Below are 24,147 nucleotides of genomic sequence, written 5' to 3' on the forward strand. Positions count from 1 at the left end.
CTCTTCTGTTTGTAGAAATCTACTTTTCGGCGAGGAGCTCGAGCAGGTATGAGCCGTAACCGCTCTTGACGAGGGGTTCGGCCCTTTCGCGGAGTTCATCGTCGGTCAGGAACCCCAGCCGCCACGAGATCTCTTCGGGCGCTCCAATCTTCAAGCCTTGCCGGTTCTCCACCGTCCGAATGAAATTGGAGGCATCGTTTAGGTCGTTGAAGGTCCCGGTGTCGAGCCAAGCAGTTCCCCGGGGCAGGATCTCGACCTGCAGCTTACCGGCGTCCAGATAGACGCGGTTCACGTCGGTGATCTCGAGTTCACCGCGGGCGGACGGCTTGAGGTTCTTGGCGATGTCAACAACATCGTTGTCATAGAAATAGAGCCCTGGAACTGCGTAGTGGCTCTTGGGTGCCGCGGGCTTCTCTTCCAGGGACAAAGCCTTGCCATCGTCATCGAATTCCACCACCCCGTAAGCAGACGGATCCTTGACCCAGTATCCGAAGACTGCTCCCCCGTCGATGGTCTTGAACCTGCGCAGCTGAGTGCCCATGCCCTGGCCATAGAAGATGTTGTCACCCAGGACCAGAGCAACGCTGTCATCACCGATATGGTCCGCACCGAGCACAAATGCCTGGGCCAGTCCGTCAGGAGAAGGCTGCTGCTTGTAGGTGATGGAGACGCCGAACCGGGACCCATCCCCCAATAAGCGTTCAAACTGCTCCGCGTCGTGGGGAGTGGTAATGATGAGGATGTCCCGGATCCCAGCCAGGATCAGCGTGGACAGCGGGTAGTAGATCATCGGCTTGTCGTAGACCGGTACCAATTGCTTGCTGACACCCAGCGTGATGGGATGAAGCCTGGAGCCGGTTCCGCCGGCCAGTATTATTCCGCGCATGTCCCCATCTTTCCCTTCGCTAGGAGCAGCAGCAAATCCGGTAGTCTAGGGAATTATGCAGCGACTTCTCGTAACCGGCGGAGCCGGCTTTATTGGCTCGAACTTTGTCCACTACGTTTTGGAAAACACCGACGACCACGTAACGGTTCTGGACAAGCTGACCTACGCAGGTAACCTCGAGTCGTTGAAGGGCCTTCCGGAGGAACGTTTCACCTTCGTCCGGGGGGATATAGCGGACGCAGCCCTTGTAGATGGTCTTGTTGCCGATTCCGACGTCGTTGTTCACTACGCTGCCGAGTCGCACAACGACAACTCGTTGCACGACCCACGCCCTTTCCTGGACACCAACATCATCGGCACCTATACGCTCATTGAGGCAGCGCGCAAGCACAACAAACGCTTCCACCACATCTCCACGGACGAAGTTTACGGAGACCTGGAGCTGGATGACCCGGAGCGTTTCACCGAACAAACGCCTTACAACCCCTCAAGCCCGTACTCGTCAACCAAGGCCGGTTCCGATCTGCTGGTACGGGCATGGGTACGCTCCTTCGGCCTGCAGGCCACCATCAGCAACTGTTCCAATAACTATGGTCCGTACCAGCACGTGGAGAAGTTCATCCCCCGGCAGATCACCAATGTCATCGACGGCATTCGCCCCAAGCTCTACGGTAAGGGCGAGAACGTCAGGGACTGGATCCACGCCAACGACCATTCCTCCGCTGTGCTTGCAATCATCGCCGGGGGAAAGATTGGCGAGACCTATCTGATCGGCGCGGACGGCGAGAAGAACAACAAAGACGTCGTAGAGCTGATCCTCAAGCACATGGGACAGGCCCCGGATGCCTACGACCATGTGGTCGACCGGCCAGGTCACGACCTCCGCTACGCCATCGATTCCACCAAGTTGCGCGACGAACTCGGGTGGAAACCTCAGTTCTCCAACTTCGACGAGGGCATCGAAGACACAATCGCCTGGTACCGGGATAACGAAGACTGGTGGCGCCCGCAGAAGGCTGCCACCGAAGCAAAATACAAGGAACAGGGCCAGTAATCCATGTCGCTGGAGTTCTCGAAGAAGCTTGCTGCCCACCAAACCCCCATTCCCGGCGTCGTTCTCTACGACCTCCCGGTCCACGGCGACAACCGGGGATGGTTCAAGGAGAACTGGCAGCGGGAAAAGATGCTTGCTCTCGGGCTGCCTGACTTCCGGCCCGTGCAGAACAACATCTCCTACAACGAAAAGGCCGGAACCACCCGTGGGATCCATGCCGAGCCGTGGGACAAATTCATTTCGGTGGCCACCGGCCGCATCTTCGGGGCGTGGGTTGATCTTCGGGAGGGCCCCTCGTTCGGTGCGGTCTTCACGGCTGAACTCGACCCGAGCCAGGCAATCTTCATCCCCCGCGGAGTCGGCAATGCGTTCCAGACGCTGGAGGACAATACCGCCTACACGTACTTGGTGAACGACCACTGGTCCGCGGACGCTCAAGGTCAATACACCTTCCTTAACCTCGCCGATGAGACGGCTGCGATCCAGTGGCCGATTCCGCTCACCCAGGCGGAACTCTCTGACAAGGACAAAGCGCACCCGCGGATGGCCGACGTGGTCCCGATGGCAGCCAAGAAGATCCTTGTGGTAGGTGCCGGGGGGCAGCTGGGCAAGGCACTTCGTGCCCAGTACGACGGCGATACCTCGGTTGAGTTTGCAGGCCGCGCTGAGTTCGATCTCACCAACGCGAACAGTTTCAAAAGCAGGAACTGGAAGAACTACTCGACGATTATCAACGTCGCCGCCTACACTGCTGTCGACGCGGCGGAAAGCGCAGATGGGCGGGCCTCCGCCTGGTCCATCAACGTCGCGGCCGTAGCGCAACTGGCGCGCACCGCCGTCGAGAATGATCTCACTTTGGTCCATATTTCCTCGGACTATGTCTTTGACGGTAGCCGCGATATCCACGACGAGGACGAGCTCTGCTCTCCCTTGGGCGTTTATGGGCAGACAAAGGCCGCCGGAGACGCGGTAGTCAGCGTGGTTCCCCGCCACTACATTGTGCGGACCAGTTGGGTTATTGGAGAAGGAAATAACTTCGTCCGCACCATGGCCAGCCTGGCGCGAAAAGGGGTCAAGCCTTCCGTCGTGAATGACCAGACAGGCCGCCTGAGCTTCACCCAGGACATTGCGGCTTTCATTCGACATTTGCTGGAGTCGGATGCAACCTATGGTTTGTATAACTTCAGCAATGACGGGCCCGTCAGGAGCTGGGCGGATATTGCGCGGGATGTGTTCGAGCAGTGCGGGGCATCCGGCAGTGACGTCACTGGCATCACCACTGCCGAATATTTCAAGGACAAGGCAGCGGCCCCGCGGCCACTTTCCAGCACGCTCGACTTGGCAAAGACGCGCTCTACGGGTTTCGACATACCTGATGCCGACGAGCGGCTGGCAGCCTATCTGAAGTTGGAAAACGATAAGGCATGAGACCTGTAGATCAGACGCAGCACACCCTTGTGATCATGCCGGCCTGGAACGAATCGGAGGCCATCGGCAACACGATTCGTGAGGTCTTCGAGTTTGGCCCGGATTGCGATGTCCTGGTAGTTGACGACGGTTCACGGGACGACACGGCACAGGTAGCCCGTGATGCAGGCGCGCTGGTTGTGCAGCTACCGTTCAACATGGGCGTTGGCGGTGCCATGAGAACCGGGTTCAAATTCGCAAAGATGCACGGCTACACCCAGGTCATCCAAGTGGATTCGGATGGCCAGCACGATCCCCGGGATATAAAAGCCGTCCTCGATGGGCTCCAGGAAGCAGACATCGTCATCGGTGCCCGCTTCGCCGATAAGGGCAATTACACAGTCCGCGGGCCCCGTAAGTGGGCCATGAACGTCCTGGCGTGGACGATATCGAGGGTCGCAGGAACCCGGCTCACGGATGTCACGTCAGGGTTCCGCGCTGCGAACACAAAGGCCATCCGGCAATACGTTGACCACTACCCTGCGGAGTACCTCGGGGATACCATTGATTCCCTGGTTGTTGCGATCCGGTCCGGGTGCACCGTGCGCCAGGTTGGAGTGTCAATGCGGGAGCGGCAGGGCGGGACGCCGAGCCACGACCCATTGAAGGCAGCCATCTACCTCGGCCGGTCAGCTTTTGCCCTCCTCTTCGCTTTGACGCGCAAGAAAAACGTACCGTCATCCAACTAGGAGTTCACATGGCCACGCTTGTTGGCTTCATCTTTGTGCTGGTCATTCTGCTCATTATCTTCGAGATGCTCCGCCGGCGTCATCTGAGGGAAAAGTACGCAGTCCTCTGGATCATCATCGGTGTTGGAATGCTGGTCCTTGTTGCGTTCCCACAGCTACTTTTCTGGGCCAGCGGCGTGCTCGGCGTTCAAGTGCCTTCAAACCTCCTTTTCGCGATGGCATTGCTTTTGCTCGTCCTGGTCTGCCTTCATCTGTCTTTCGAGCAGTCCCAGGCTGAGGACGAGATCCGTGTCCTGGCCGAAGAAGTAGGAATTCTGCGGCTCAAAGTACAGGAACTGGAAAAAGGCCAAACACGCGATCAATCTGTACCGGGCAACGAGGTGCCAAGCGCGGGAAGGCCGCCCGAAACCACTGCTTAAACTATTCAGGTGGCTGCCGGTCAATGCCTGCAGCCACCTGAATTATTTAAGTCTCCTAAGAGATAACGTGTTTCAACAGCCGGGGCAGGGAATCGGTCTTCCCAATCGCCAGGGAACGCGCGACCAGGGTAGCGGCGTTCAGACGCGACGTCGTATGGAAAGCAGCCGCGCGAGCTGTCCTCTGCCAGCCGAGTTCGCGGAATCGGCGCGCCTGGCCCTCGAAGAAGGCCCGCTCCTCATCGAAGCGCCTCCCATCCAGAGCCTTAACTGATGAGTCTGAGGCTGAATGACGGCGATAAAGGAATGCCAAGGTTGGATCAACCACCATAGATCCGTTTTCAGCAGCAATATCCAGCAATAGTGCGAGGTCCTGGACGACGTGCAGCCCCTCGGTGAAACCGATGCGGCGAATCACGTCCGTGCGCCAAGCAAGGGACGGGAAGTAAGCCCAGTCTGCCCGCATAAGGCTGGTTGCCATTCTTTCGCCCTGCAGGAGGACCGGTTCCTTGACGCTCGGGGCATAGACCTTCTTGACGATGTCGACCAGAGGCGACGCGACTCGGCCCTTCTCGTCGATCACCTGGACCCCTGGCTGCACCACGCTGGCTTGTGGGTAGGCTTCGAAAGCCTTTGATACTACTGCCAGATAGTTCGGCAGCATGATGTCATCAGCGCCCATGACGACGACGATGGGGGCTTCAGCCAGGTCCAGGGCCTTGCGGTAGTTTCCGTTGGCACCCAGGTTCTTTTCGTTCTTTTGGTAGCTCACCCGAGGGTCGGAGATGGATTCGAACCAGCGCTGAGGTTCCGGGCTTGGAAACCCATCATCCACCACGATGAGCCGCCAGTCTTCGAACTGCTGGCTCATGACGCTCTGGGCAGCGAGTTTCATCAGGTCGACGTCCCCATAGTAGGGAAGCAATACATCAATGGCCATGTGCCAGGTAGATCCTTTTCTTGTCTTCCAGCGGATGCCCGCCAGCGGTTAGTCCGAACGTGAGCCAGATGGTCGTTTGAGGAGTGCTAGTCCGTGCCTTCAGCGGTCACAGTTCCTGCACGAGCAGGAACTTATCCGGGCTCATGCCTGAAAATCCATACCTTATAGAGCCAAAAGTTCCAAGATGTGGTCAGTACAGTCGCGAACGCCTTGCCTATTCCGTAGGAAATTCCCCAGGCGTCGAAGCCGTTCACGATGACATCTATTGCCACGATGTTGAAAACCACCAGGGCCAGATACTTGAGCAGGCTCACATGGCTCCGGTTTCTGGCACGGAACGTAAAGGAGCGCTGGAGGGCGAAGTTGAACACCAAGCTGGCGACAAAAGCGATGGGCGTGGCAATCCAGAGGTCCACTCCGAAGACTTCATGCATGAGGGCCAGTAGAGCAAGATCTACTGCGAAGGAAGCGCCTCCAACGAGCAGGAACTTGATCAGGTGGCTGCGCTCAACGATCCCTGAGATCCGGGAAGCGAGTTTCTGTGCTCGATGCTTCACTGATCGCGCACTGTCTGTTGTCTGCAAGCCACTCCCAGTTCCGTATACCCCCGCAGGTTGCAGTCGGGCTCAAGCCATCATACCGGGTGGCTGTCCATGGGGTGCTACCGGCAAAGAGGTCGAGGCGGCATTCGCGCCGACGGCTTCGACCGGTTCCATGACGTTATACTTGCGTTGCCGTTGCATACGTGGCGCCCTCGCCGGGGGCGCGGGGGTTAATTCGGCGCTTCAGAAATTTGGGGAGCAACAACACATCATTCTGCGGCATCGAGCCATAGCCGGTGATTTCACCTTTGGACCCCTTGGTCTGGGCGCCAGCCGCGATCTATGGGCGGCAGGGATCCCATGCAAGTCGGTCGAAATTGTCTGTGCAGCGTCGCGCCCGGGTTATGGCACAGGTAACAGCAGTCGTTAGGCAAGAAGGAAGAGCAGAATGTCACCCCAGATGTCGTCCAGACTTCAAAGCATCAGCTTGCATGCCTGGCGTTGGGTGTCAGCTTCCGACCGAATGGCGCGAATGGCCGTCATCGCTGTATATGCATTCCTGGTGATCACCGGCGCTACGACCTCTTCAATTGGAGTGGCAGAACTCCGACAAGATCCCTCCCACCCCGAGGGATACCAAATAGGGTCAAGTTCCGTCATCCGCTCGGACGAGTTCAACGCGTTTTCTCCTATAGCGATTTCGATCATGGCTACGGGTGCAGCGCCAACGACAAGCTACCTTGCGGCCCCCGCCGATGTTGTTCACAGGTACCCATCTGGCGGCTTCTTTGAAACATTCGTCTACTTTGATTCCACAATGCTTCGGGCGGCGGCGATACTTCCAGACGAGATGGTCTTCGCAGCCCATTGGTGGCTTCCTGCCGTCGCGCTCTTCCTCTTTCTCCCTAAATGGTTCGAACAGGTTGGATCGTCCCGCAATATGGGCTGGTTGGCAGCGTTCCTGATAGCGCTCTCCCCCGCCGCATCCTGGTGGACGATGATGCCTATTCAGCTCATTGCCTACACGGTTGCGGGCTCGAGTTTGCTTCTCTCCGCCTACTGCGGCTTCAAATCTAAACGGTCAGCTCTACCGCTTTTGCAGTCGGTTGTCGGCGGAATCCTCCTTGCCGGCATCCCTAGTTTCTACATTCCTTGGTCACTCGTTCTCGGTTTGCCCGTTCTTGCCGCAAGTGCTCTCTGGATCCTGTCCCGGAAGGACGGGTGGCTGCCAAAATTAAAGCCGTTGGCTTCACCGCTGGTGTCGCACTGATCTTCGGCGTCGGCACGCTGCTGGAAAATGAAAAGGGCATCAATGGGCTGCTGAACACCGTCTATCCGGGTTCGAGACGGTCGACCGGTGAAGCCCAGCCATTCGGATTTCTTTTCGGCGCGCCAGCTCTCGGCGAACTCAAGGATGCAGTGCCTCTTGGCAGTAACCAGAGCGAGATGTCAACGGCCTTCACAGTGACGTTCGTCTGGGCTGTCGTGATATGGCTCGGCATCTCTGCCATGGGCAGGTGGCGCGACAATGTCGTGGCCCTGGTGCTTGCCTTCTCGGGTGGTTTATGGCTCTTATGGTGCTCTTTCAACTTCGGGCCCATGGGCGCGAAGATTCCCCTGCTGAACTACGTGCAGCCTGCCAGGGCAGCACAGGTTTGCGGAATCTTGGGGGCGCTGTTAGTCGGTGTGCTACTGTCCCGACTGCCGGACAATCGTCGCTGGCGCCTCTCGATAGCTTCGGCTCTGGCAACAGGATTGGTGACAGCGTATGCAGGATCCGAGCTTCAACTTTCTTACCTTCCTACCATGTCGAGGAAAGAAGTTCTGCTTGCCGCTGCTGGCGTCGCCGTCGTGGTCTTCATTGTGACCAGCTTTCCCAAGTCCGCCTTTTCTGTGGGTATTGCAGCAGCCCTGATGGCGATCCCTGTTTTTGGATCGAATCCCCTGATATTTGGGCTGGGTGACCTGCGTGCATCGACAACGGCTAAATATTTCTACTCTGAAGGCAAAGTAAGCCGCGCGGCAGGTTCGCTTTGGGCTTCTGACCGGCCCTCGGTCGACACGTTGCTGCTCGCTAACGGCGTACCGTCACTTACGGGAGTTCAACGTTCCGGCCCGGACGCTAGCAAGTGGACCGTCTTGGACCCCGAACAGCGCTTTGCCAACGACTGGAACAGAGGTGGCGGCTTTATCCAGTTCTTCTGGACGCCAGGGGCACCGCCGGCGTTTTCAAATAACGGTACGGACAGAACAATCGTCCACATCGATCCATGCGACCTCAAGGAGTCGTTTCCCTCCCTCACCCACATCACTGCGTCGCAAGAACTTTCCGGGTCCTGCTTGAGCCTGGAAAAGGAGCTGACATGGTCGGGACAAGAAACCCTTATCTACAAAGTTTCGTAGACAAGGCGAATGATCCACTTCTCACAGTTTCACCCTAGGGTTGAGATGACAGAGCCTACTCAGTCGCAGAGAGGATCAGCCTGTCCCACCGTTGTCCAGCCTTCACAGATAGGCCGAGAAACCTGCCTCGCTGAAGATGCCGGCCAGTCTTTGCATAGCTAGGCTGCCGGCGCCCACATACTCCACTAAACGTTCATACTTTTATGTTCGAGGGCTGTGTCGCGTTCTGTAGGGCTCAATTCATCCAACAAAGTGCCCGGAAGTTCCTTACGTGCGGATTTGACGAGGCCTTGATATGCCCCGCGGACTACGCTTCGAATCCACAACTTCTTGTCTTCCGCGTGCGGCCCCTGGAGCAATGCGGCGCCGACATAACCCAGAATCTCAAATGCCTTTCGTTGGATGCTCATTTGGGGATCTGTCCGGATCAGCCAAAGCTTGTTTCGAAGGAAGTAGAACAGACGCCAGCCCATGTCTTTTGACCCTGACTTGCTGAGGGGATGCTTGATCCTGCTCTCCCGCACCATCACAGCCGGGGCTATACGAGACAAGCGAAAGGTGTACTCGGTGTCGTCAACCCAGATGAAATAATCCCTTTGCGGCAGGTGGGTTTGGCGGGCGACGTCAAGATTTACCAAAACGCCTACGAAAGTCGCTGCATCGATTGCGATCGCACCTTTGAGGTTCGCACTCACCTGGCGGCTGATGTCGTTGCTGAATACAGGCGGGTTCCCAGTGTTGATGGTGTTTCCACCCAGCGTGACCATAGATGCCAGGAAGGAGTAGGGCTCAGAAGCGCTTCCTGCAAGCTCGATCAGCGGTTCCAAGGCGTCCAGCTCCGGCTCGGCGTCATCGTCCATCAACCAGGCATACTCGTGTCCGTGCGCAATCGCCAACTCAACGCCCCACGCAAAGCCACCTGCTCCACCGACGTTGGAGCCCGTGTCAAAGAGTTTCACCTTTGGAAACAATTCCTTCACCAGTTCAGGAGCGCCGTCGGTGGACGAGTTGTCGATCACAATGATTTCGTCGAGTGCTCGTGTCTGCCCCTCGAGGGCAGCAAGACATTTTTCGAGGAGGTCTTTCCTGTTGTATGAGACGACCACAGCAGCAACGGTCATTGGACTTCCTGTCGAAAGGTGAAGATGAACCCATCAACCATAGCCCATCCGCCTCGGTAAGCTCCTGGGTCGGGACCCGCTGGCTTCCCACGCTTCTGATCGCGGAGAACGTATACAGCAGAGGCTCCTGCTGCCCCGGCAAGGATGGTGTATCGGACAGGCAGACACCAGCAACGCCTCTTCGTGCAGGAACCCGGCCTGGCCTCTACCGTCGAAGACCCGCAGACGGAGTCTCGTCAGGAATACGGGTAAACTCTTATAGACCTCACGTATTTGCTACCGCGTGATTCTCCTGTCCGTGAGTTGAAGAAGGGCTTCCGACTAATGACAGAAAATGTCCGGGTCAGCGTCTGCATGGCCGCCTATAACGGCTCCGAATTCATCGCAGAGCAGATCGAGTCCATACTGCCGCAGCTCGGACCAAATGACGAACTGCTCATAGTAGATGATGAATCCACGGACGACACAGTCGCACGGATTGAGGCTGTTCAAGATTCGAGGGTAGTCCTTCATCGCAATAAGCAAAATCTTGGCTATGTGAGAACATTTGAAAAAGCGATATGGCTAAGCAGCGGAAATTATATTTTTCTATCCGATCAAGATGATATATGGGTCCCAGGCCGGCTGGACAAAATGCTCGCCGCTCTGGCCGACAAATCCATGGTGGTAACAAACTGCAAGCATTTTGGTGGTGAATCGGGTCGTTTTCATGACATCAGGCTTCGCAGCAGAGATTCCCAGAAACATTTTAGGAATCTCCTGGGAATTGTTATTGGGTATAGACTGCATTGGGGCTGCGCCATGGCTTTCAAGTCAAATTTGAAGGAGTTGGCGCTCCCTTTCCCGTCTCATATGTCTGAATCCCACGACCAGTGGTTGGCAATGTGCGGTAATTTTTCAAAGAGCATCGCCTATCTTGAGGATGACACGATACTTCACCGGCTGCACAATGAGAATCTGACCCCCAGAAAAATGCGCGGAATTAGTAAGATTGTCCGCGCCCGCGCCGCGTTCCTAGCCAACCTCGTCACTCTGGCGCTTCGAAGCAGGCGGCGGCGCAAATCGCCCGCAACTGTCAAAGGTTGAGTTTGCTGCGCGCTAAATCCGCCACACATCGCGAAACGGATACCCATGTTTGAAGCAGGACCCCAGCATAAAGTTGCCGCCGTCGTCACCAGCTATAACCCCTCAGTTGACATCATCTCCCGTGTAACTCTCCTCCGGAATCTTGTACCCTACATATTGGTCGTGGACGACGGCTCCAATCAGGATGCGTCGCCCATTCTTAGCGTTCTGGAAGAAGACGGCATAACAGTTCTCCGCCAGCCGCGGAACTCAGGAATTGCCAGTGCGCTCAACGAGGGCATCCGGCAGGCGCGCACCCTATGGGAGCCCGACTGGATCCTTACTATGGACCAAGATTCGACACTCGGCGAGAACTACGTGGAAAATGCACTTCGCAGCTTCCGTAATGCGGCTGCCCAAGGAATGCGAGTTGGCCTGGTTTCACCGGAGTCGCACAACGCAAAACCAGTCAAGAGGCTCCATGGAAACGAAGACGTAGTCCAGGCCTTTGACCCGATGCAGTCGGGTTGTCTTATTCCAGTCAGCGTATTGGACGACGTCGGGCTTTTCGATGAGAGCCTGTTCATAGACTGCGTTGATACCGACTTTAATCTCCGGATCCGTGCAGCAGGTTACTCAACCCCTGTCGGCGTCGGCTGCGACATCGAACACTCCCTTGGAGAAACACGGCCTATGTCTATAATGGGGCGCCCTTTGCGGGTTGACGGTCAGGATCTTCAGATTATCCATCACTCTCCTGTTCGCGTTTATTACATAACCCGAAATATCTGGCTCATGGTCGTCCGCTACTTTTCTACGAATCGTATTTGGATGTTGCGACGCCTTTGGATGGAAGTCGAGAGCAACATTGTCCGCGTCGCATTTGGGCCACGCCGCATCGCGTTCGTGCGCGCGTGGCTTACTGGTATCCGGGATGCAGTCGCCGGTCATTCTGGCCGCATTCGACCACAAGATGCCGCGAAATTGAAATAGAAGCCGGCGATGACCAGCGGGGTTATCGCCGAAGTACCGATGCCACGGCAGCGCCTGCTGCAAACGTTATGGCTGAGGGTATCGAGACGTGCTTGCTTGAAACGGCGGACCATAGAACTGCCAGCTTCTTGATCCAGTATTTTCTGGGCGTCACAACTTCCAGGAGCGGCTCCAATGCCTGGAGGCGTTGCGGCGCTCTCCCTCGAAGCTCAAGGACCATGGTACGAGACCAGCCGAACTTGATGTTCATCATCACGCGCAAAAGCGATGACAAATTACCCGCACCTTCGAATTTGTGACCCATTCTTCGGAAGTTATCGATCGAACGCTTTACATTGAAACTCCGGTCCGGCTCACCCAGAACGTTCCCTCCATGCTGCACATAGTCCTGTACTAATGCGTCAGCAATATAAGCCCCTTCAGCGACGGCCGCGCAAAGCCCAATCCAATGGTCGTGGTTCTCGGATGGATTGCTCAAACGAGGAAACGGAAGAACGGTAGCAAGTAGTTCCCTCCGGAAGACGGAAAGGCCCCCGGTTATCTGATTGTCAACGAGAAGATGCGCTGGCGGGACGTTGCATCGATTAGTGGATTCAGCGAGGACAGCACCCGTCTCGGTGACTACACGAGCTTGGCCAGTCGCCAGTGAATAGTGAGTAAGATAGGGAATCAACGTGTCCAACTTTTTTGGATACCAAAAGTCGTCCTGATCCGATAGAGCAATCCAGGTGGCATCCACCGGCACATGCTCTAGAACTCGTTCGAAATTTCCATAGAATCCCAAACGCTCATCAAATCCGATAACCTGGAACCGAGTGTCGCCCATAACAGTTTCATCGACGAAAGCCTTGATTTCATCACAGCCACCGTCAGCCGAAATTAAGCATAGGAACTCATCATGCGATTGATCGCGAATCGATTGCAGTTGACGCCGGAACAGGTTCCAGTCAGGTTTGTAGGCCGCTAGGGCGACAACACCAAAGCCCGTCCGAACCTGATCGTTCAATTTATTCCCCTTCACCCCACCAAAAAACACAGGCTAGCTCAACTTCTGCATGTCGCTGGCCCTAATAATACCATTTCGAAACATTGAGGCATCGCGGACTCCGAAGAGCATGGCCCGTAAAATTTCCTTCTTATTTTTACTAAAAAGAATCCTTCGAGAATGGTTGACCAGCTCGTAGTAGCTTTTACGCGCAACCCAAATTGGGTCCGCCAAGAAGTAACGGAAGAAAATTAATAAATTGTTTCGAGTGATGTAATAGACACGTACCGGCGAATGGTACGTATAGAGCCTCTTCTTTCCCCAAAAACTAACCGTACTTTGTTGTCCCAGAGAGTGCGCCATATTGCACCCACTGCCGCAAAGAACTGCAAGGCCGGCCTTCCGCACTCGTAGCGTAAATTCAGAGTCGACTGCGTCGATAACGAGCTTCTCATCCAAGCCCCCTACCGCGTTGAAGGTCGAGCGGGGTATTAACATTCCCGATTGCCATGGATCGAAGGGCTGCTCGAATCCGAGTAAGGTTCCGTTTCCGAGGACTGGGCTGTTGTTATATGTCGCAGCACTTACGAACCCCACTGGTATGTTCAGCTCACGCGCAAGCCTGTCCGCCTTCAAAGCATTGCTGACATAATCCTGGTCCGGTATGGAATCTTGGTCCAAGGTCAGATAATAGTCAAACCGGCCGATCGCTGCACACCTGCTTATACCTATATTGAGCGTTCTGGCTATGCCGGCGTTGTTTGGTGAATGAATTACTTCTGCACCCAAAGACCGTAATTCTTCAAAAACTGGCATTGTGGAGGAATCATTTGATCTGTCATCTACGACAACAACCAAATCCACCTGCCCAACAACGGCCCTAAAAACATCAATGACCTTCTTATCGGGATTATACGCCGCTATAATCGCGGCGACGCGAACGCTCTCCTCTCCCTGCGTCATGAAAATTTCCTCAATTCATCGTGTAGCTGTTTATCTTGCAGCGCCCGCCGCCGCAGTTGTCAGCATCCGAGCTGAAACTCGAGATATTCGGAAAGATGGGCTGCATACTCGGCAGCATTCATGCCCACCACGACAGCCCGAGTACGATCCGCAGGCAAAGCCGAACGCCCCGAACTTTCCCGCTCAAACGGCTCTGTCGTCAACCAATTCTAATGGACCATGACCCAAGCACCATGATGCTGGCACGTCTCACCGCCCCTGCAAGTACCACGAAGCAGACTTCCGGCCATTTTGTTGAGCCGTAATGTGGACTTCCCTATGTAGCTGACACAGAGCCTTGGACAGCACTAGCGGCTTCAGCGCCTCTTAGTGTGGCGAGATGTGCGGACATTCTGCGAAGCAGCAGCCCTCTGCTTCCATCCCGCGAGTCCACCAATCGGGGCTGTACAGCGCTGCCTCCGAAGGTGGGATTAGTATCACGTGGCCCATCAGGCAATCCTGGCCCCACCGCGTGGTGAACTATTATTGGGTACTTGGCCTGTTCAAACTCGAGGAACGCGAGAAATCTTGTCAGCGAAACCGATCATGGCCTCCTTGGCACGTCTTGCAAGTTTTTCCCTAACAGTTGGCGTCGGAACGATCGTTGGGCTTGTGTCAATTCCGGTGATAACCGGGATCGCCGGAGCACAGCTTTGGGCAGTTCAGGCAATGGCCCAATCTGTGTCGATCATGTTCGGCATCCTTGTTGCCTTCGGTTGGGGCACTACCGGTCCGTCGATGGTTGCCTCGATGAACAAGGCACTTCGACCCCAGCTCTTCGTTGATTCGCTTGTTAGTCGAGGCTACCTATATTTGATCGCGGCCCCGGCGATGGCAGCCGTCATGATCATCCTGCAACCTGAACATGTGCCTCTCGTTGTGCTGGCCTCGATCGCGTATTTGCTGCCGTTCCTTGGCGGAAACTGGTACTTCATAGGTGAAGCCAAGCCCAAGAGGCTATTTTTCCTCGATGCACTCCCGCAGTTTGGTGGGACTTTGATCGGCCTGGCAGTCCTGGCTCTAACCCGCGAGATCATCTGGCTGGTAGCGATACAATTGCTCTTCAATATTCTTGCTCTGGCCCTTACCTGCACGGTCATAGTTAAACCTGCGAAGGCAAGTATTACGGCAAACTTCAGGGTAAGGGAAGCCTTTAGCCGGTTGGCGCACCAGAGACACGGCGTCGTCACAGCCGCGACCGGAAGCTTATACGTGAACCTGCCACTAGTGGCGATCAATCTATTCCTGCCCGCGCAGCTGGGGGTCTACCTCATGGCGGATAGAATTTTTCGCTACGGCGTTTTGGCGCTTTCCCCGCTCCTTCAATTCATTCAGGGCTGGATCCCCGAAGGGGGTCCCGAAAACCTAAAGCATAGGCTCGTGCGGAGTGCTCAGGTTGCACCCTTGTTTGGATTTCTTGGCGGAATGGGCATCTTCCTACTAGGTCCGGTCGCAAGCGAGATATTGTCCAACGGTTTAGTTATTTTCCCGAGTTCACTGAGCGCTGCTGTGGGATTGATGTTTTTGTCAGTGGCAGTTTCCCAGATCCTTGGGTTGGCTTGCCTCGTGTCCGTGGGACAGGGAAGAATCCTTGTCCAATCAACCGTTCTCGGTGCCGTCTGCGGCGCGCCTGCTATTGTGTTGGCGGCGTTGTTCACCGATGTCACCGGAGTAGCGTGGGCAGTCGCGGTTTCTGAAATACTAGTTGCCGCGTATCAAGGCAGAGCCCTCCGACGATACTTCGTCAGGAACACGGCTCTCTCTTATCCCTAAATCCAGCCACCGACTTGGGCGTGCGACTTACGCAACCCAGTTCCAGGGTTAACCAAAAGTCTCGCTGCCGGGCCGCGTGTAAAAGCCACGGGGCGTGGTTGTGCTGCAGACGTACACGATGACACGGGCGACGATTTTATGAAATTGAGTGTAGCCAGCGCTGCAGACACGGATGTTGACCACGCCGGCCCAAAATGCGCCCCGGAAAATGTAGTTCATCCACTATGTTCGACTTCTCCGCTAGGCAGCGCGTCAGTATCCCGCAAGTGAAATCCACCGACGGCCGTTCCTACTCTCAGCAGCCTAGATGTACTGAGCAGAATGGTGGTTATCATGAATGGTTGAGGACCTCTTAGATCCGTACACTTGGCGGAAACCACGGTTCTGGGAATCTGCGCGATCGGCTGGCTCCTTCTATGAGCCCACTCCCGTGAGCCATTCTTTGACGTGGGTTCAGGGGACTGAAAGGGCTTGCCACCAGAGTCTTACGCGGCAGACGCTGATTCCGATGCATTTCTGTGATCCAGCGACCCTCTGGCAGCACGGCTCAGGCGAGAATAGTGATGGCCTGCTCCGGCAGTACTTCCCGACAGGAACAGACTTCGACGTCCACAGCCCCAAACACCTCACCAAGGTCGCGGCCGAAATTAATCGCAGCCCCCGCGAAGTCCTGGGTTGGCAGAGTCCAATGGAGCACCTGGCTAGACGGACTTCACCGGCGACAGAACCATAAACCGTTGCATCGACCGCTGAACTCCGCCGCCGTCACAAAGGCTCGCCTATCGACCGTCACCGACAGGTAGACGCATCATCATGAAAGCGTGTTGTCACCGGACGCGCGGTCGCCCACGCGGCCAGGGGACTGGGCTTCTCAAGGGACCCGCTCCCACCACTGGACAAGCCGATACCGCTTCCACGGCTGGGAAGACCTTGAGGACCGGAGTTCCCGTCCAAAGTAGTGCCCTCTCGCCACCCGGGCCACATTCCTGTCAAGCGGGTGATGTATCGGGAGGGGCCGACGGCCTCGTCTTGCGCTGCGTGTCCCGTGCCCGGACGGTCTGTAGGATTCTGGCCCGCGCCGGCATGCCCCGGCTATGCGACCCGGATCCGAGCTTCTCCTGCCAAGGACCACCGCTATGAACGTGACATCCCGGACACATGATTCACATCCACGCCGAGGATAGTCGACCGTATTCCCGACAGCGGCGGTCAGCAGACAGACCTTTCCCAAAGCCGGGCCACCCACTGCCCTTCGGGCAGACCTGGATCTTACTACGTCCTCGCCGCGGTTGCTTGCTCCCCCGCTTCGCCTACGCCGGGTCCTGCCCGACGAGAAAAGCCCAACCGGCGCCAGATTCCTCGCCCGCTCAAGAGCCGCCAGACAGCCAACCCTGCTCCGGTAACACGCGTAATGACTGACAGCGCCTTCGCCTACCTGCTCGCTCGGGACTTCCACGACGCGCTGGCCGCGTTGGGGGCCAAGCACATCCTGAATAGATGCCGCCATCTCTGCAAAAGGCAAAGCAAAACGCTTCAACCGCACCTTCCAGAAAGGCCGGGAGCACCGAGAGACTTGCATCTCAAACCAGGCCCGGACCGATGCGTTGCAGTCGTGGCTAAACTTCTACAACACTCACCGGGCCCACCGCAGCCTCGGAGCGAGTCCACCCACCAGCAGGTGTCAACTGTCAACTTACCGACTGGGCACACCGAGGCACCACGGACGCACTGCAAAGACCGCCCTAACTCAAACAGCAGGACATAAATCCAGCTTGTAGAGCTTCGCTTCACCCTGTGAGTCTTCGAGCGTAGCTAGCCCGGCACCTATCAGGGCGTCCAATCCTTTGTAGCCGCTGTCTCTTCCATGGACTTCCCGGTGCCCGAAGTCGAGGATGTACTCGATCTTAAGGCGCTCAACTGTGGGGCATACAGCGGGGTCGCCCTTGGCTGGAGTGGGACCGTTGAGCAATGGAGCTGCGCCTTGGGGAACAGCACTGAGGATGTGAAGTTGGACGAGCTTCCGGTCGGCAAAGGCATACGCAAGGGAACTTCCATTCCAAGGATTTCCCACCATAAGGGCGTTTTTAGGCACTTCGCCCGGCAAACGCTTGATAAGCGCCATTTCGTCGCTCGATATCAGCGGCGAATTCTCGGACAACCGGTAAGATCCAGCCATAGATGCCTCGGCTTGGCCGACATTGCCGCGTTGAGTACCCACAATCAAAGCAAAGACCATCGCGGTAGCCGCTAGGGCAACCAGTAGTTCCGGCTGTGATGTCCTTCCCCCTTTGCAGGCGCCGTGCTTCGAACAGAACGACCCCTCAGCAATCCGGTAGAGCTTGCCAGGATGGTGGTCAGCTGAGTCCACACAAAGACGGCGCCTTGGCACGCGAGCGGGATGGTCACCACGGGTAGGAGTGCCGCCAGCCGGGGCGGGTCGTTGTACCAGATGCCAGTGAGAAAGAGCCGGAAGTCGTCGGCCGGAAAGGAGCTGACTACAACGAAGAGAAATGCTGCGACGGCATAGGATCCCAGTAGCCACAGCTGCCGGCTAGACCGGATGGTCAAATAAATGCCCATGAGCGTCAGAAGCATGATCACCCACGCTGCGGGGCGGCCGATAGCTGAGCTGGAGATCACCTCTCCAATTGCCTGGCCTGTAGACTCTACCGGCGGCCAAAAGGCGGTTTCCGCCGGAGGGCGTACCACATCCCACAGCATTTTGATCAAAGCGATGCCGGTAAGTAAAGCAATGGAGAATACCGTCGCCACCAGAATGCGTGCTCTGCCTCTCCTAAACTTCAGCGCATTGGCAAAAACGAGGGCATAGACGTAAAGGGCCGGCGGCAACATCAGCGCCAGCCACGCCATGGCGACACTCGGGTGGGCAAGCGCCATACCAGGAAGCACGGCAAGCAGCAGAAGAAGGCTCAACAGCTTGGATCGGTTCGAGATGGCGGACAAACCCATTGACTCGAGGCCTAGAGCAAACACCAAGGGCAAAAGCGCGAGCGCAAGGAAATTGGGGTAAAGAACGCCGAAATCCAGCAGAGAGATAGGAAAGGCACCAAAGGCAGCGGAGAGTACGCCGGCCGCGAAACTCACGGCAGGACGTCGCCCCCAGATAGCGTGCGAAAGATAAATGCAGCCTAAAGGCCATACGAAGGCGGCTATCAGAAGATTGATTACATTTACGGAGGAGGTTATCTCCCCTCCCCCGATGAGGACGACCAAGGATACCAAGTCGTGCCAGGCAGCAGGGTAGGAACTACCACCCGTCATTCCGCTCAAAGTAAGTGACGAACCGGAACCGGTGTCAAGAATGTACCGTATAGCGTTCAGATGAAAGACATTATCGAACGTCTGGGAGAACGATTCGGGGGATCCTATAGCGCGCAGCAGACGGCCACCTATGAGGACGGCTGCGACGGCCGCCGCCGCTACAGAAGCCACGATCCAGTGTCCCGGTTTGTCCTCCAATTTCGCATCGCCCGCGCCGGCCCGCTTCCTGAGCAGGAGGGACAGCGCAAAAGCTACGGCAGCCACCCCAATGGTTACGGCGATTACCGGCAGGAGCGACCATGCGATTCCAGCGAAGGGTGCTGCGATTGCAGCCACAGCAATTATTGAAACGCTTATCCCGGGAGCTGTGGCGGCGGCCCGGGCTGCGCCGAGCCGGGCCGCCATGCCGACGGCGAAACCGGGGATAGTCAGCAGGGCCACCGCGAGGACACACTGCGGTACTGCTTCAAACCAAGACAAGAGTCCTCCGTACGGCTACTGGAGCGCGGGTATTCTGCATGCCGCTGCTGCCCGTTGAAACATCGCGGCCGGTTAGGATGCTAACCGCGACATAAGGTTACTTGGCTCAATGACGCAACAGGCCGACGGCCTCGCGTATCGGGCCGTCGTAGATCATTTCTCCGTGTTTGAGGAGAACACCCCGCTGACAAATCCGGGAGACAAGGTCCAGGTCATGGCTTACCACGACCAGGGTCTTACCGTCCCGGGCCAGTTCCTGGATCTTGTCAATACATTTGCGCTGGAAAGGTTCGTCTCCGACCGCAAGGATCTCATCAATAAGAAAGACTTCCGGGTCTGTGTGGACAGCAACCGAAAACGCCAGCCGCAAGTACATGCCGGAGGAATAGAACTTAACCTCTGTATCGATGAATTGCCCGATCTCGGAAAACTCGACGATATCGTCGAACCGGTCCTTGATCTGCTGCTCAGTCATTCCCAGGATGGCGCCGTTAAGGAACACGTTGTCGCGTCCGGAGAGGTCCGGGTGGAAGCCCGCGCCGACTTCGATCAGTCCTGCGACCCTGCCCCTTGTCTTTACCGTTCCTGAATCAGGAAGCATGACTCCGGAAATGTGCTTGAGCAAAGTGGACTTGCCGGAGCCGTTCAGGCCCAGCAGCGCCACAGTTTCCCCCGCCTCGACGTTGAGAGAAACGTTCTTTAGTGCGTGGAACTTCTCCGAAAGATCCCCTTTGCGCCCTTTCACGAGCCAAACGACGGCTTCCTTGATGGATCGCGTATGACGAAGGACGAATTGCTTGCTGATGTCAGAAACTTCAATTGCGTTGACCACTTAGAGCTCCTGCGCGAAACGGCCCTCAAGGCGGCGGAAAGTGAATTGGCCCAAGACGAGGATCGCCAAGGCAACACCCAGCCCAACCAGCAGCCAAATACTAAACAGATTGGGGGGCATGGAGACGGAACCGTCAGTCGTCGGGAACCAAAACGCGTAGTGAAAAAGCTCTACGCCGATCGTGATCGGGTTCGCTTGGTAGACGGCGAACCATCCTGCTCCCAGCTTCTCCTGCACCATGGACCATGCATACATGACGGGCGATGCCCAGGTGGCAACCATCAGGAGCATGTCCACCAGGTTCTCGGAGTCACGGAAGTAGACGTTGGCCGCGCCGAACAGAAGACCCAGGCCCGTCGCAAGGAGGGCAACGATAGCAAAGCCGGCCACCGCAGCGAGCAATTGAAACACGTTGGGATGCCAACCGGCGAATAGGCAACCGACGATGAGCACCACCAGCTGCGGGAAGAAGTGCACAGCAGAAACCCACACTGACGCCACAGGAAAGAGCTCGCGCGGAAGATAGATCTTCTTGATGAGGTTTCCGTTATTGACGATGGACCTGGCCGCATTGCCCAGGGCCTCTGAGAAGAAGTTGATCAGGACAATTCCGGAAAACAGGTAGACCGCATAGTTTGTCAGCCCCTCCGGATTCCGTGAGCTTCGTTCCAGTCCGAGAAAGACTCCCAGGGCCACATAGAAGACGATGAACTGCACGCCGGGCTTCACATACGACCAGAGCAGGCCCAAGACCGACCCTCGGTAGCGCACTTTGAGTTCTTTCCGTACCAGCAGCTTAAGAAGGAAGCCTGACTGCCTGATGTCCCGCAGGCCACCCCCAGTCCGGGAGTGGTCAACTCACCGGATGCGATTGCGCTCACTTGATCTCGTTCTGGGTATGTTGTTCGAACGTCTTCCTCCAGGACTCCATGGAGGTGAGGTCCGAGACTGCTGCTTTGTACTTCCTGCTTAGGGCCGGCCAGTCCTTGAGGAGGGCAGAGTGAAGACGGGCACTTTCGGCCAGCATCTTCCTCAGTTCCTTGGGATCCCGGCGGTACCAGGAGGCTCCGGTGCCTTCAGCGTTGGACACTACAGCGCTGTCGTACTGCGCCATGCGCCACCACCGGTTGTCTTGGTGGGCGATAGTTGTCTGCGGGCGCTCTGCGCTGGTGCCATGGACAGGGCTCGCCAATTGCCGAACGACGGTCTTGGCAGCCCAGGGCAGAAGTGTCAGCTTTCCCGGCTTCGAGGGACCGTGGCCCCGGCGGGGAGGCTTATCCATCTTGGGGGCCGGGAAGTCTTCCGGATTAGGACGGAAGACAGCATCCGAATGCGCGGACATCATCTCGCGGATCTGCGGCAGTTTCGCTGACAACAGCCCTGGCAAGGCTTCCGGCCCCTTCAGCACATCTTCCAGGGCCCATTGCCGGCCCTGGGCGGTGGCGTACTGCATGGACACCAAATGCTTGATGTCAGCGTATTGCGACTCCTTGATGACCCTGCCGCCGAACTCGTAGGGACTGTGAAGGAGGGCGGCCACCACCCTGTTGCGGGCGTGGAAGTAGGCCTGCCAGCCAACGAGGTCGTCCTTATCAATCCAGGACACGTGCCAGACAGCTGAGCCCGGTAACGACACCGTGGGGTATCCGGCCGCCTTGGCCCGCAGCCCATATTCGGAATCGTCCCACTTGATGAACAGCGGGAGTGAGAGTCCGATCTCCCGGATTACCTGGGTGGGGATCAGGCACATCCACCAGCCGTTGTAATCGACGTCGCAACGCCGATGCAGCCACGGGGTTTGGCGAAGGTTGGACGACAGGAAGTCGTGGCCCAGGATCATGTCCTCGCTGGGTAGCGAAGGCTGGAACCGGTAAGGGTTTACCACTTCGCCGAAGGTGTGCAGGACCGTCCGGTTGTAGAGGTCGAACATGTGCCCTCCGACGAGGGTCGGAGTTTTGCACCGGTCCGCGAACGTCAGAAGGCGAATGATGCTCTCAGGCTCAACAACGACGTCATCGTCCATCAACAGGGCGTAGTCGCTGCCGTTCTCGACAGCCTCGAACATGCCCCGCGCAAACCCGCCCGAACCGCCCAGGTTGGACTGATTGATGATGCGGAGCTTGCCCCTGAGGGAACGCTTGACGTCGTCGAACCCCTCAGCGTCGGAGAGTTTCTGTGTGCCCTGGTCAACAATCAGGATTTCCTGCACGTGGGCCAGCGCTTCTTCGCTGTCGGCAAGGAGCCGCAGGTTGTTGAGGCAGAAATCCGTTTTGTTCAGGGTGGTGATCTGGAGCGTGACGGACCCCGGCGTTGTTTCGACCGCCGGACCCTGCCATTCCGCGTCGAGCATGATCAAGGGCTCGGTTCCGGCCAGCAGGTCGAACCAGTACCACCCGCCGTCGCCGAAGGGCGCCAGTGAAAGTTCAAACGTGCTCTCCGCGTTGCCTTCAACCCGGCGGGTGTCCACCCGCTGCAGGGAACCGCGGGCGTTCGACTTGTAGACGATAACCGAGCCGGCGCCCTGTGTCCGGACCTGGAGCCGGATCTTGTCTACTGTCGTCCACCGACGCCAGTAGCTGGCGGGGAAAGCGTTGAAGTAGGTGCCGAAAGACACCCGTTCGCCGGAACGGACAGACGTTGAGTGCCGCGAAAGGAAGTCTTCAACGTGCGCTTCTTTGGTGGGGCTGCTGATGGTCCGGGGCTTCGCGGTCTTACCGTCGCGGTCGCCGGCGGTGGGCAACTGAATGCCCGTCGCGGTGCCCATGTCCATATAGAGGGGCACCGTGTCCATCTGGCTGGCACTGGGCAGGATCACACGCTGAAGCGTCTGCCACGCTCCCCGGTCCTTAACAGCGTCAGCCCTCACGGTGTTCTTCGTCTTGTTGTCGGTAGGGACGCTCATGCGTCGACTCCCCCGCTTTCAAGCTGTACGCCGCTTTCGAAGTGCGGCCGGATCTTGTTGTCAAACATGCTGAGAGCGGCGCCGATGGCCATGTGCATGTCGAGGTACTTGTAGGTGCCCAGCCTGCCGCCGAACAATACGTCCTTTTCGGCCGCAGCGAGGTCTCGGTACTTCAGGAGGCGTTCCCTGTCCGCGGAGGTGTTGACCGGGTAGTAAGGCTCATCGCCCTTTTCGGCAAAGCGCGAGAATTCGCGCATGATGACCGTCTTTTCGGTCTGGTAGTCGCGCTCCGGGTGGAAGTGGCGCGGTTCGATGATGCGGGTGTAGGGGACGTCTGCGTCGTTGTAGTTCACAACCGACGTGCCCTGGAAGTCGCCCATCTCAAGGACTTCTTCCTCGAAGTCGATGGTGCGCCAGGACAGGTCGCCCTCGGCATAGTCGAAGTACCGATCCACCGGGCCGGTGTAGACGACAGGAATGTTGCCCACGACCTTGTTCTTGCTGTACTCGTGGGACTCGTCGAAGAAGTCGGTATTGAGCCGCACCTCGATGTTGGGGTGCTCTGCCATCTTTTCGATCCAGGCGGTGTAGCCGTTGGTCGGCAGGCCCTCGTACTTGTCATTGAAGTACCGGTTGTCATAGTTGTAGCGCACAGGCAGCCGGGAAATGATACCGGCCGGCAGGTCCTTGGGATCTGTCTGCCACTGCTTGCCGGTGTAGTGCTTGATGAAGGCCTCGTACAAGGGGCGGCCGATCAGCTGGATGCCCTTGTCGTTCAGGTTCTGGGGGTCAGTTCCCGCCAGTTCCCCTGCCTGTTCCTGGATGAGGTCGCGGGCCTGGCCGGGGGTGAGATTGGCCCGGAAGAACTGGTTGATGGTGGCCAGGTTGATGGGAAGCGAATAGACCTCGCCCTTGTGGACGCCATAGACCTTGTGCACATAGTCAGTGAAGGTGGTGAACCGGTTGACGTACTCCCACACCCGCTCGTTCGAGGTATGGAAGAGGTGGGCGCCGTACCGGTGGATCTCGATCCCGGTCTGCTCTTCCTTTTCGCTGTACGCGTTTCCGCCGATGTGGTGGCGGCGGTCGATGACAACGACCTTCAGGCCGAGCTCAGTGGCGGCCTGTTCTGCGATTGTCAGGCCAAAAAAGCCGGACCCTACGATGACGAGGTCAGCGGTCACAAAATCTCCTGGTTCGAATGCGGGCAGCGCAATGGTGCGCAGTGTCTGCTGCTCTAGCCTACCCGAGTGACTGCAGGGCCCGTCGAATCAGCATTCCCGCTGTGACCCGGCACACGGAGTCCCGATGGGCA

21 protein-coding genes and 1 pseudogene are annotated in these 24,147 nt (G+C 57.2%); 10 read left to right on the forward strand and 12 right to left on the reverse strand.

Going from position 1 to position 24,147, the window contains the following annotated elements; all coding sequences use genetic code 11:
* Positions 1–19 precede the first annotated feature (19 nt).
* Complete coding sequence (gene rfbA / locus OUO20_RS09725; protein ID WP_018768481.1) at positions 20–886, reverse strand: glucose-1-phosphate thymidylyltransferase RfbA; 867 nt, start codon at positions 884–886, stop codon at positions 20–22.
* A 55-nt stretch (positions 887–941) separates the two neighbouring features.
* On the opposite strand from rfbA, the gene rfbB reads away from it, so the two are divergent.
* Genes rfbB through OUO20_RS09745 form a run of 4 tightly spaced genes read left to right on the forward strand, consistent with a single transcriptional unit; the run spans position 942 to position 4,515 of the window.
* Complete coding sequence (gene rfbB / locus OUO20_RS09730; protein WP_134163811.1) at positions 942–1,940, forward strand: dTDP-glucose 4,6-dehydratase; 999 nt, start codon at positions 942–944, stop codon at positions 1,938–1,940.
* A 3-nt stretch (positions 1,941–1,943) separates the two neighbouring features.
* Positions 1,944–3,368 carry a bifunctional dTDP-4-dehydrorhamnose 3,5-epimerase family protein/NAD(P)-dependent oxidoreductase gene (locus OUO20_RS09735; RefSeq protein WP_268003297.1) on the forward strand — a complete coding sequence of 475 codons (1,425 nt, stop codon included), beginning with the start codon at positions 1,944–1,946 and terminating at the stop codon, positions 3,366–3,368.
* Positions 3,365–4,096 (forward strand): glycosyltransferase family 2 protein, encoded by a 732-nt coding sequence (locus OUO20_RS09740; RefSeq protein WP_144599918.1) that lies wholly within the window; start codon positions 3,365–3,367, stop codon positions 4,094–4,096. Before OUO20_RS09735 ends, OUO20_RS09740 begins: the two co-directional genes overlap by 4 nt.
* Before the next feature lie 8 nt (positions 4,097–4,104).
* Positions 4,105–4,515, forward strand: coding sequence for a DUF2304 domain-containing protein (locus OUO20_RS09745; protein ID WP_142072158.1), 411 nt, complete (start codon positions 4,105–4,107; stop codon positions 4,513–4,515).
* Positions 4,516–4,570: 55 nt separating this feature from the next.
* Here the strand turns inward: OUO20_RS09745 and OUO20_RS09750 are convergent, their stop codons facing one another.
* Positions 4,571–5,452, reverse strand: coding sequence for a glycosyltransferase family 2 protein (locus OUO20_RS09750; protein ID WP_018768486.1), 882 nt, complete (start codon positions 5,450–5,452; stop codon positions 4,571–4,573).
* A gap of 131 nt (positions 5,453–5,583) precedes the next feature.
* On the reverse strand, positions 5,584–6,009 hold the full coding sequence (locus tag OUO20_RS09755) for a GtrA family protein (protein WP_268003298.1): 426 nt from the start codon (positions 6,007–6,009) through the stop codon (positions 5,584–5,586).
* A 433-nt stretch (positions 6,010–6,442) separates the two neighbouring features.
* Between OUO20_RS09755 and OUO20_RS09760 the strand changes: the two genes are divergently transcribed.
* Both OUO20_RS09760 and OUO20_RS09765 read left to right on the forward strand, forming a co-directional pair.
* Positions 6,443–7,264 (forward strand): DUF7657 domain-containing protein, encoded by an 822-nt coding sequence (locus OUO20_RS09760; protein WP_268003299.1) that lies wholly within the window; start codon positions 6,443–6,445, stop codon positions 7,262–7,264.
* Positions 7,216–8,397 carry a DUF7657 domain-containing protein gene (locus OUO20_RS09765; protein WP_268003300.1) on the forward strand — a complete coding sequence of 394 codons (1,182 nt, stop codon included), beginning with the start codon at positions 7,216–7,218 and terminating at the stop codon, positions 8,395–8,397. The genes OUO20_RS09760 and OUO20_RS09765 overlap by 49 nt, the downstream gene beginning before the upstream one ends.
* A 185-nt stretch (positions 8,398–8,582) precedes the next feature.
* Here OUO20_RS09765 and OUO20_RS09770 read toward each other — a convergent pair whose 3' ends face one another.
* Positions 8,583–9,518: a glycosyltransferase family 2 protein gene (locus OUO20_RS09770; protein ID WP_268003301.1), complete on the reverse strand. Its 936-nt coding sequence runs from the start codon at positions 9,516–9,518 to the stop codon at positions 8,583–8,585.
* A 324-nt stretch (positions 9,519–9,842) separates the two neighbouring features.
* Between OUO20_RS09770 and OUO20_RS09775 the strand changes: the two genes are divergently transcribed.
* Together OUO20_RS09775 and OUO20_RS09780 are read left to right on the forward strand one after the other, a co-directional pair.
* Positions 9,843–10,604 carry a glycosyltransferase gene (locus OUO20_RS09775; protein WP_268003302.1) on the forward strand — a complete coding sequence of 254 codons (762 nt, stop codon included), beginning with the start codon at positions 9,843–9,845 and terminating at the stop codon, positions 10,602–10,604.
* 45 nt (positions 10,605–10,649) lie between these two features.
* On the forward strand, positions 10,650–11,576 hold the full coding sequence (locus OUO20_RS09780; protein WP_223992085.1) for a glycosyltransferase: 927 nt from the start codon (positions 10,650–10,652) through the stop codon (positions 11,574–11,576).
* A gap of 22 nt (positions 11,577–11,598) precedes the next feature.
* On the opposite strand, the gene OUO20_RS09785 is transcribed toward OUO20_RS09780, so the two are convergent.
* Both OUO20_RS09785 and OUO20_RS09790 read right to left on the reverse strand, forming a co-directional pair.
* The gene (locus tag OUO20_RS09785) at positions 11,599–12,582 is read right to left on the reverse strand and encodes a glycosyltransferase (RefSeq protein ID WP_268003303.1); all 984 of its coding nucleotides are present in this window, start codon (positions 12,580–12,582) and stop codon (positions 11,599–11,601) included.
* A 33-nt stretch (positions 12,583–12,615) separates the two neighbouring features.
* A complete protein-coding gene (locus OUO20_RS09790) occupies positions 12,616–13,524 on the reverse strand; it encodes a glycosyltransferase (protein WP_268003304.1) in 909 nt (302 codons plus the stop codon).
* Positions 13,525–14,109: 585 nt separating this feature from the next.
* Here OUO20_RS09790 and OUO20_RS09795 point away from each other — a divergent pair.
* Together OUO20_RS09795 and OUO20_RS21690 are read left to right on the forward strand one after the other, a co-directional pair.
* Complete coding sequence (locus OUO20_RS09795; protein ID WP_268003305.1) at positions 14,110–15,336, forward strand: hypothetical protein; 1,227 nt, start codon at positions 14,110–14,112, stop codon at positions 15,334–15,336.
* A 1,505-nt stretch (positions 15,337–16,841) separates the two neighbouring features.
* Entirely contained in the window at positions 16,842–17,114 is a 273-nt protein-coding gene (locus OUO20_RS21690; protein WP_442781135.1) for an integrase core domain-containing protein, read from the forward strand.
* Here the strand turns inward: OUO20_RS21690 and OUO20_RS09800 are convergent.
* The 6 genes and pseudogenes from OUO20_RS09800 to glf all read right to left on the reverse strand — a co-directional run bounded on the left by OUO20_RS09800 (position 17,084) and on the right by glf (position 24,016).
* Entirely contained in the window at positions 17,084–17,572 is a 489-nt protein-coding gene (locus tag OUO20_RS09800) for a DUF6541 family protein (RefSeq protein ID WP_268003306.1), read from the reverse strand. The genes OUO20_RS21690 and OUO20_RS09800 overlap by 31 nt on opposite strands.
* 11 nt (positions 17,573–17,583) lie before the next feature.
* Positions 17,584–19,023 (reverse strand): DUF6541 family protein, encoded by a 1,440-nt coding sequence (locus tag OUO20_RS09805; protein ID WP_326498093.1) that lies wholly within the window; start codon positions 19,021–19,023, stop codon positions 17,584–17,586.
* Positions 19,024–19,204: 181 nt separating this feature from the next.
* Entirely contained in the window at positions 19,205–19,930 is a 726-nt protein-coding gene (locus OUO20_RS09810) for an ABC transporter ATP-binding protein (protein ID WP_144599941.1), read from the reverse strand.
* Positions 19,931–20,811, reverse strand: a pseudogene (locus tag OUO20_RS09815) (ABC transporter permease).
* A complete protein-coding gene (locus tag OUO20_RS09820; protein WP_223992095.1) occupies positions 20,808–22,832 on the reverse strand; it encodes a glycosyltransferase in 2,025 nt (674 codons plus the stop codon). Before OUO20_RS09820 ends, OUO20_RS09815 begins: the two are co-directional and overlap by 4 nt.
* A complete protein-coding gene (glf, locus tag OUO20_RS09825) occupies positions 22,829–24,016 on the reverse strand; it encodes a UDP-galactopyranose mutase (RefSeq protein ID WP_018768498.1) in 1,188 nt (395 codons plus the stop codon). Before glf ends, OUO20_RS09820 begins: the two co-directional genes overlap by 4 nt.
* Between the last annotated feature and the right edge of the window lie 131 nt (positions 24,017–24,147).

Source organism: Arthrobacter sp. FX8, assembly GCF_026723805.1.
Classification (GTDB): domain Bacteria; phylum Actinomycetota; class Actinomycetes; order Actinomycetales; family Micrococcaceae; genus Arthrobacter.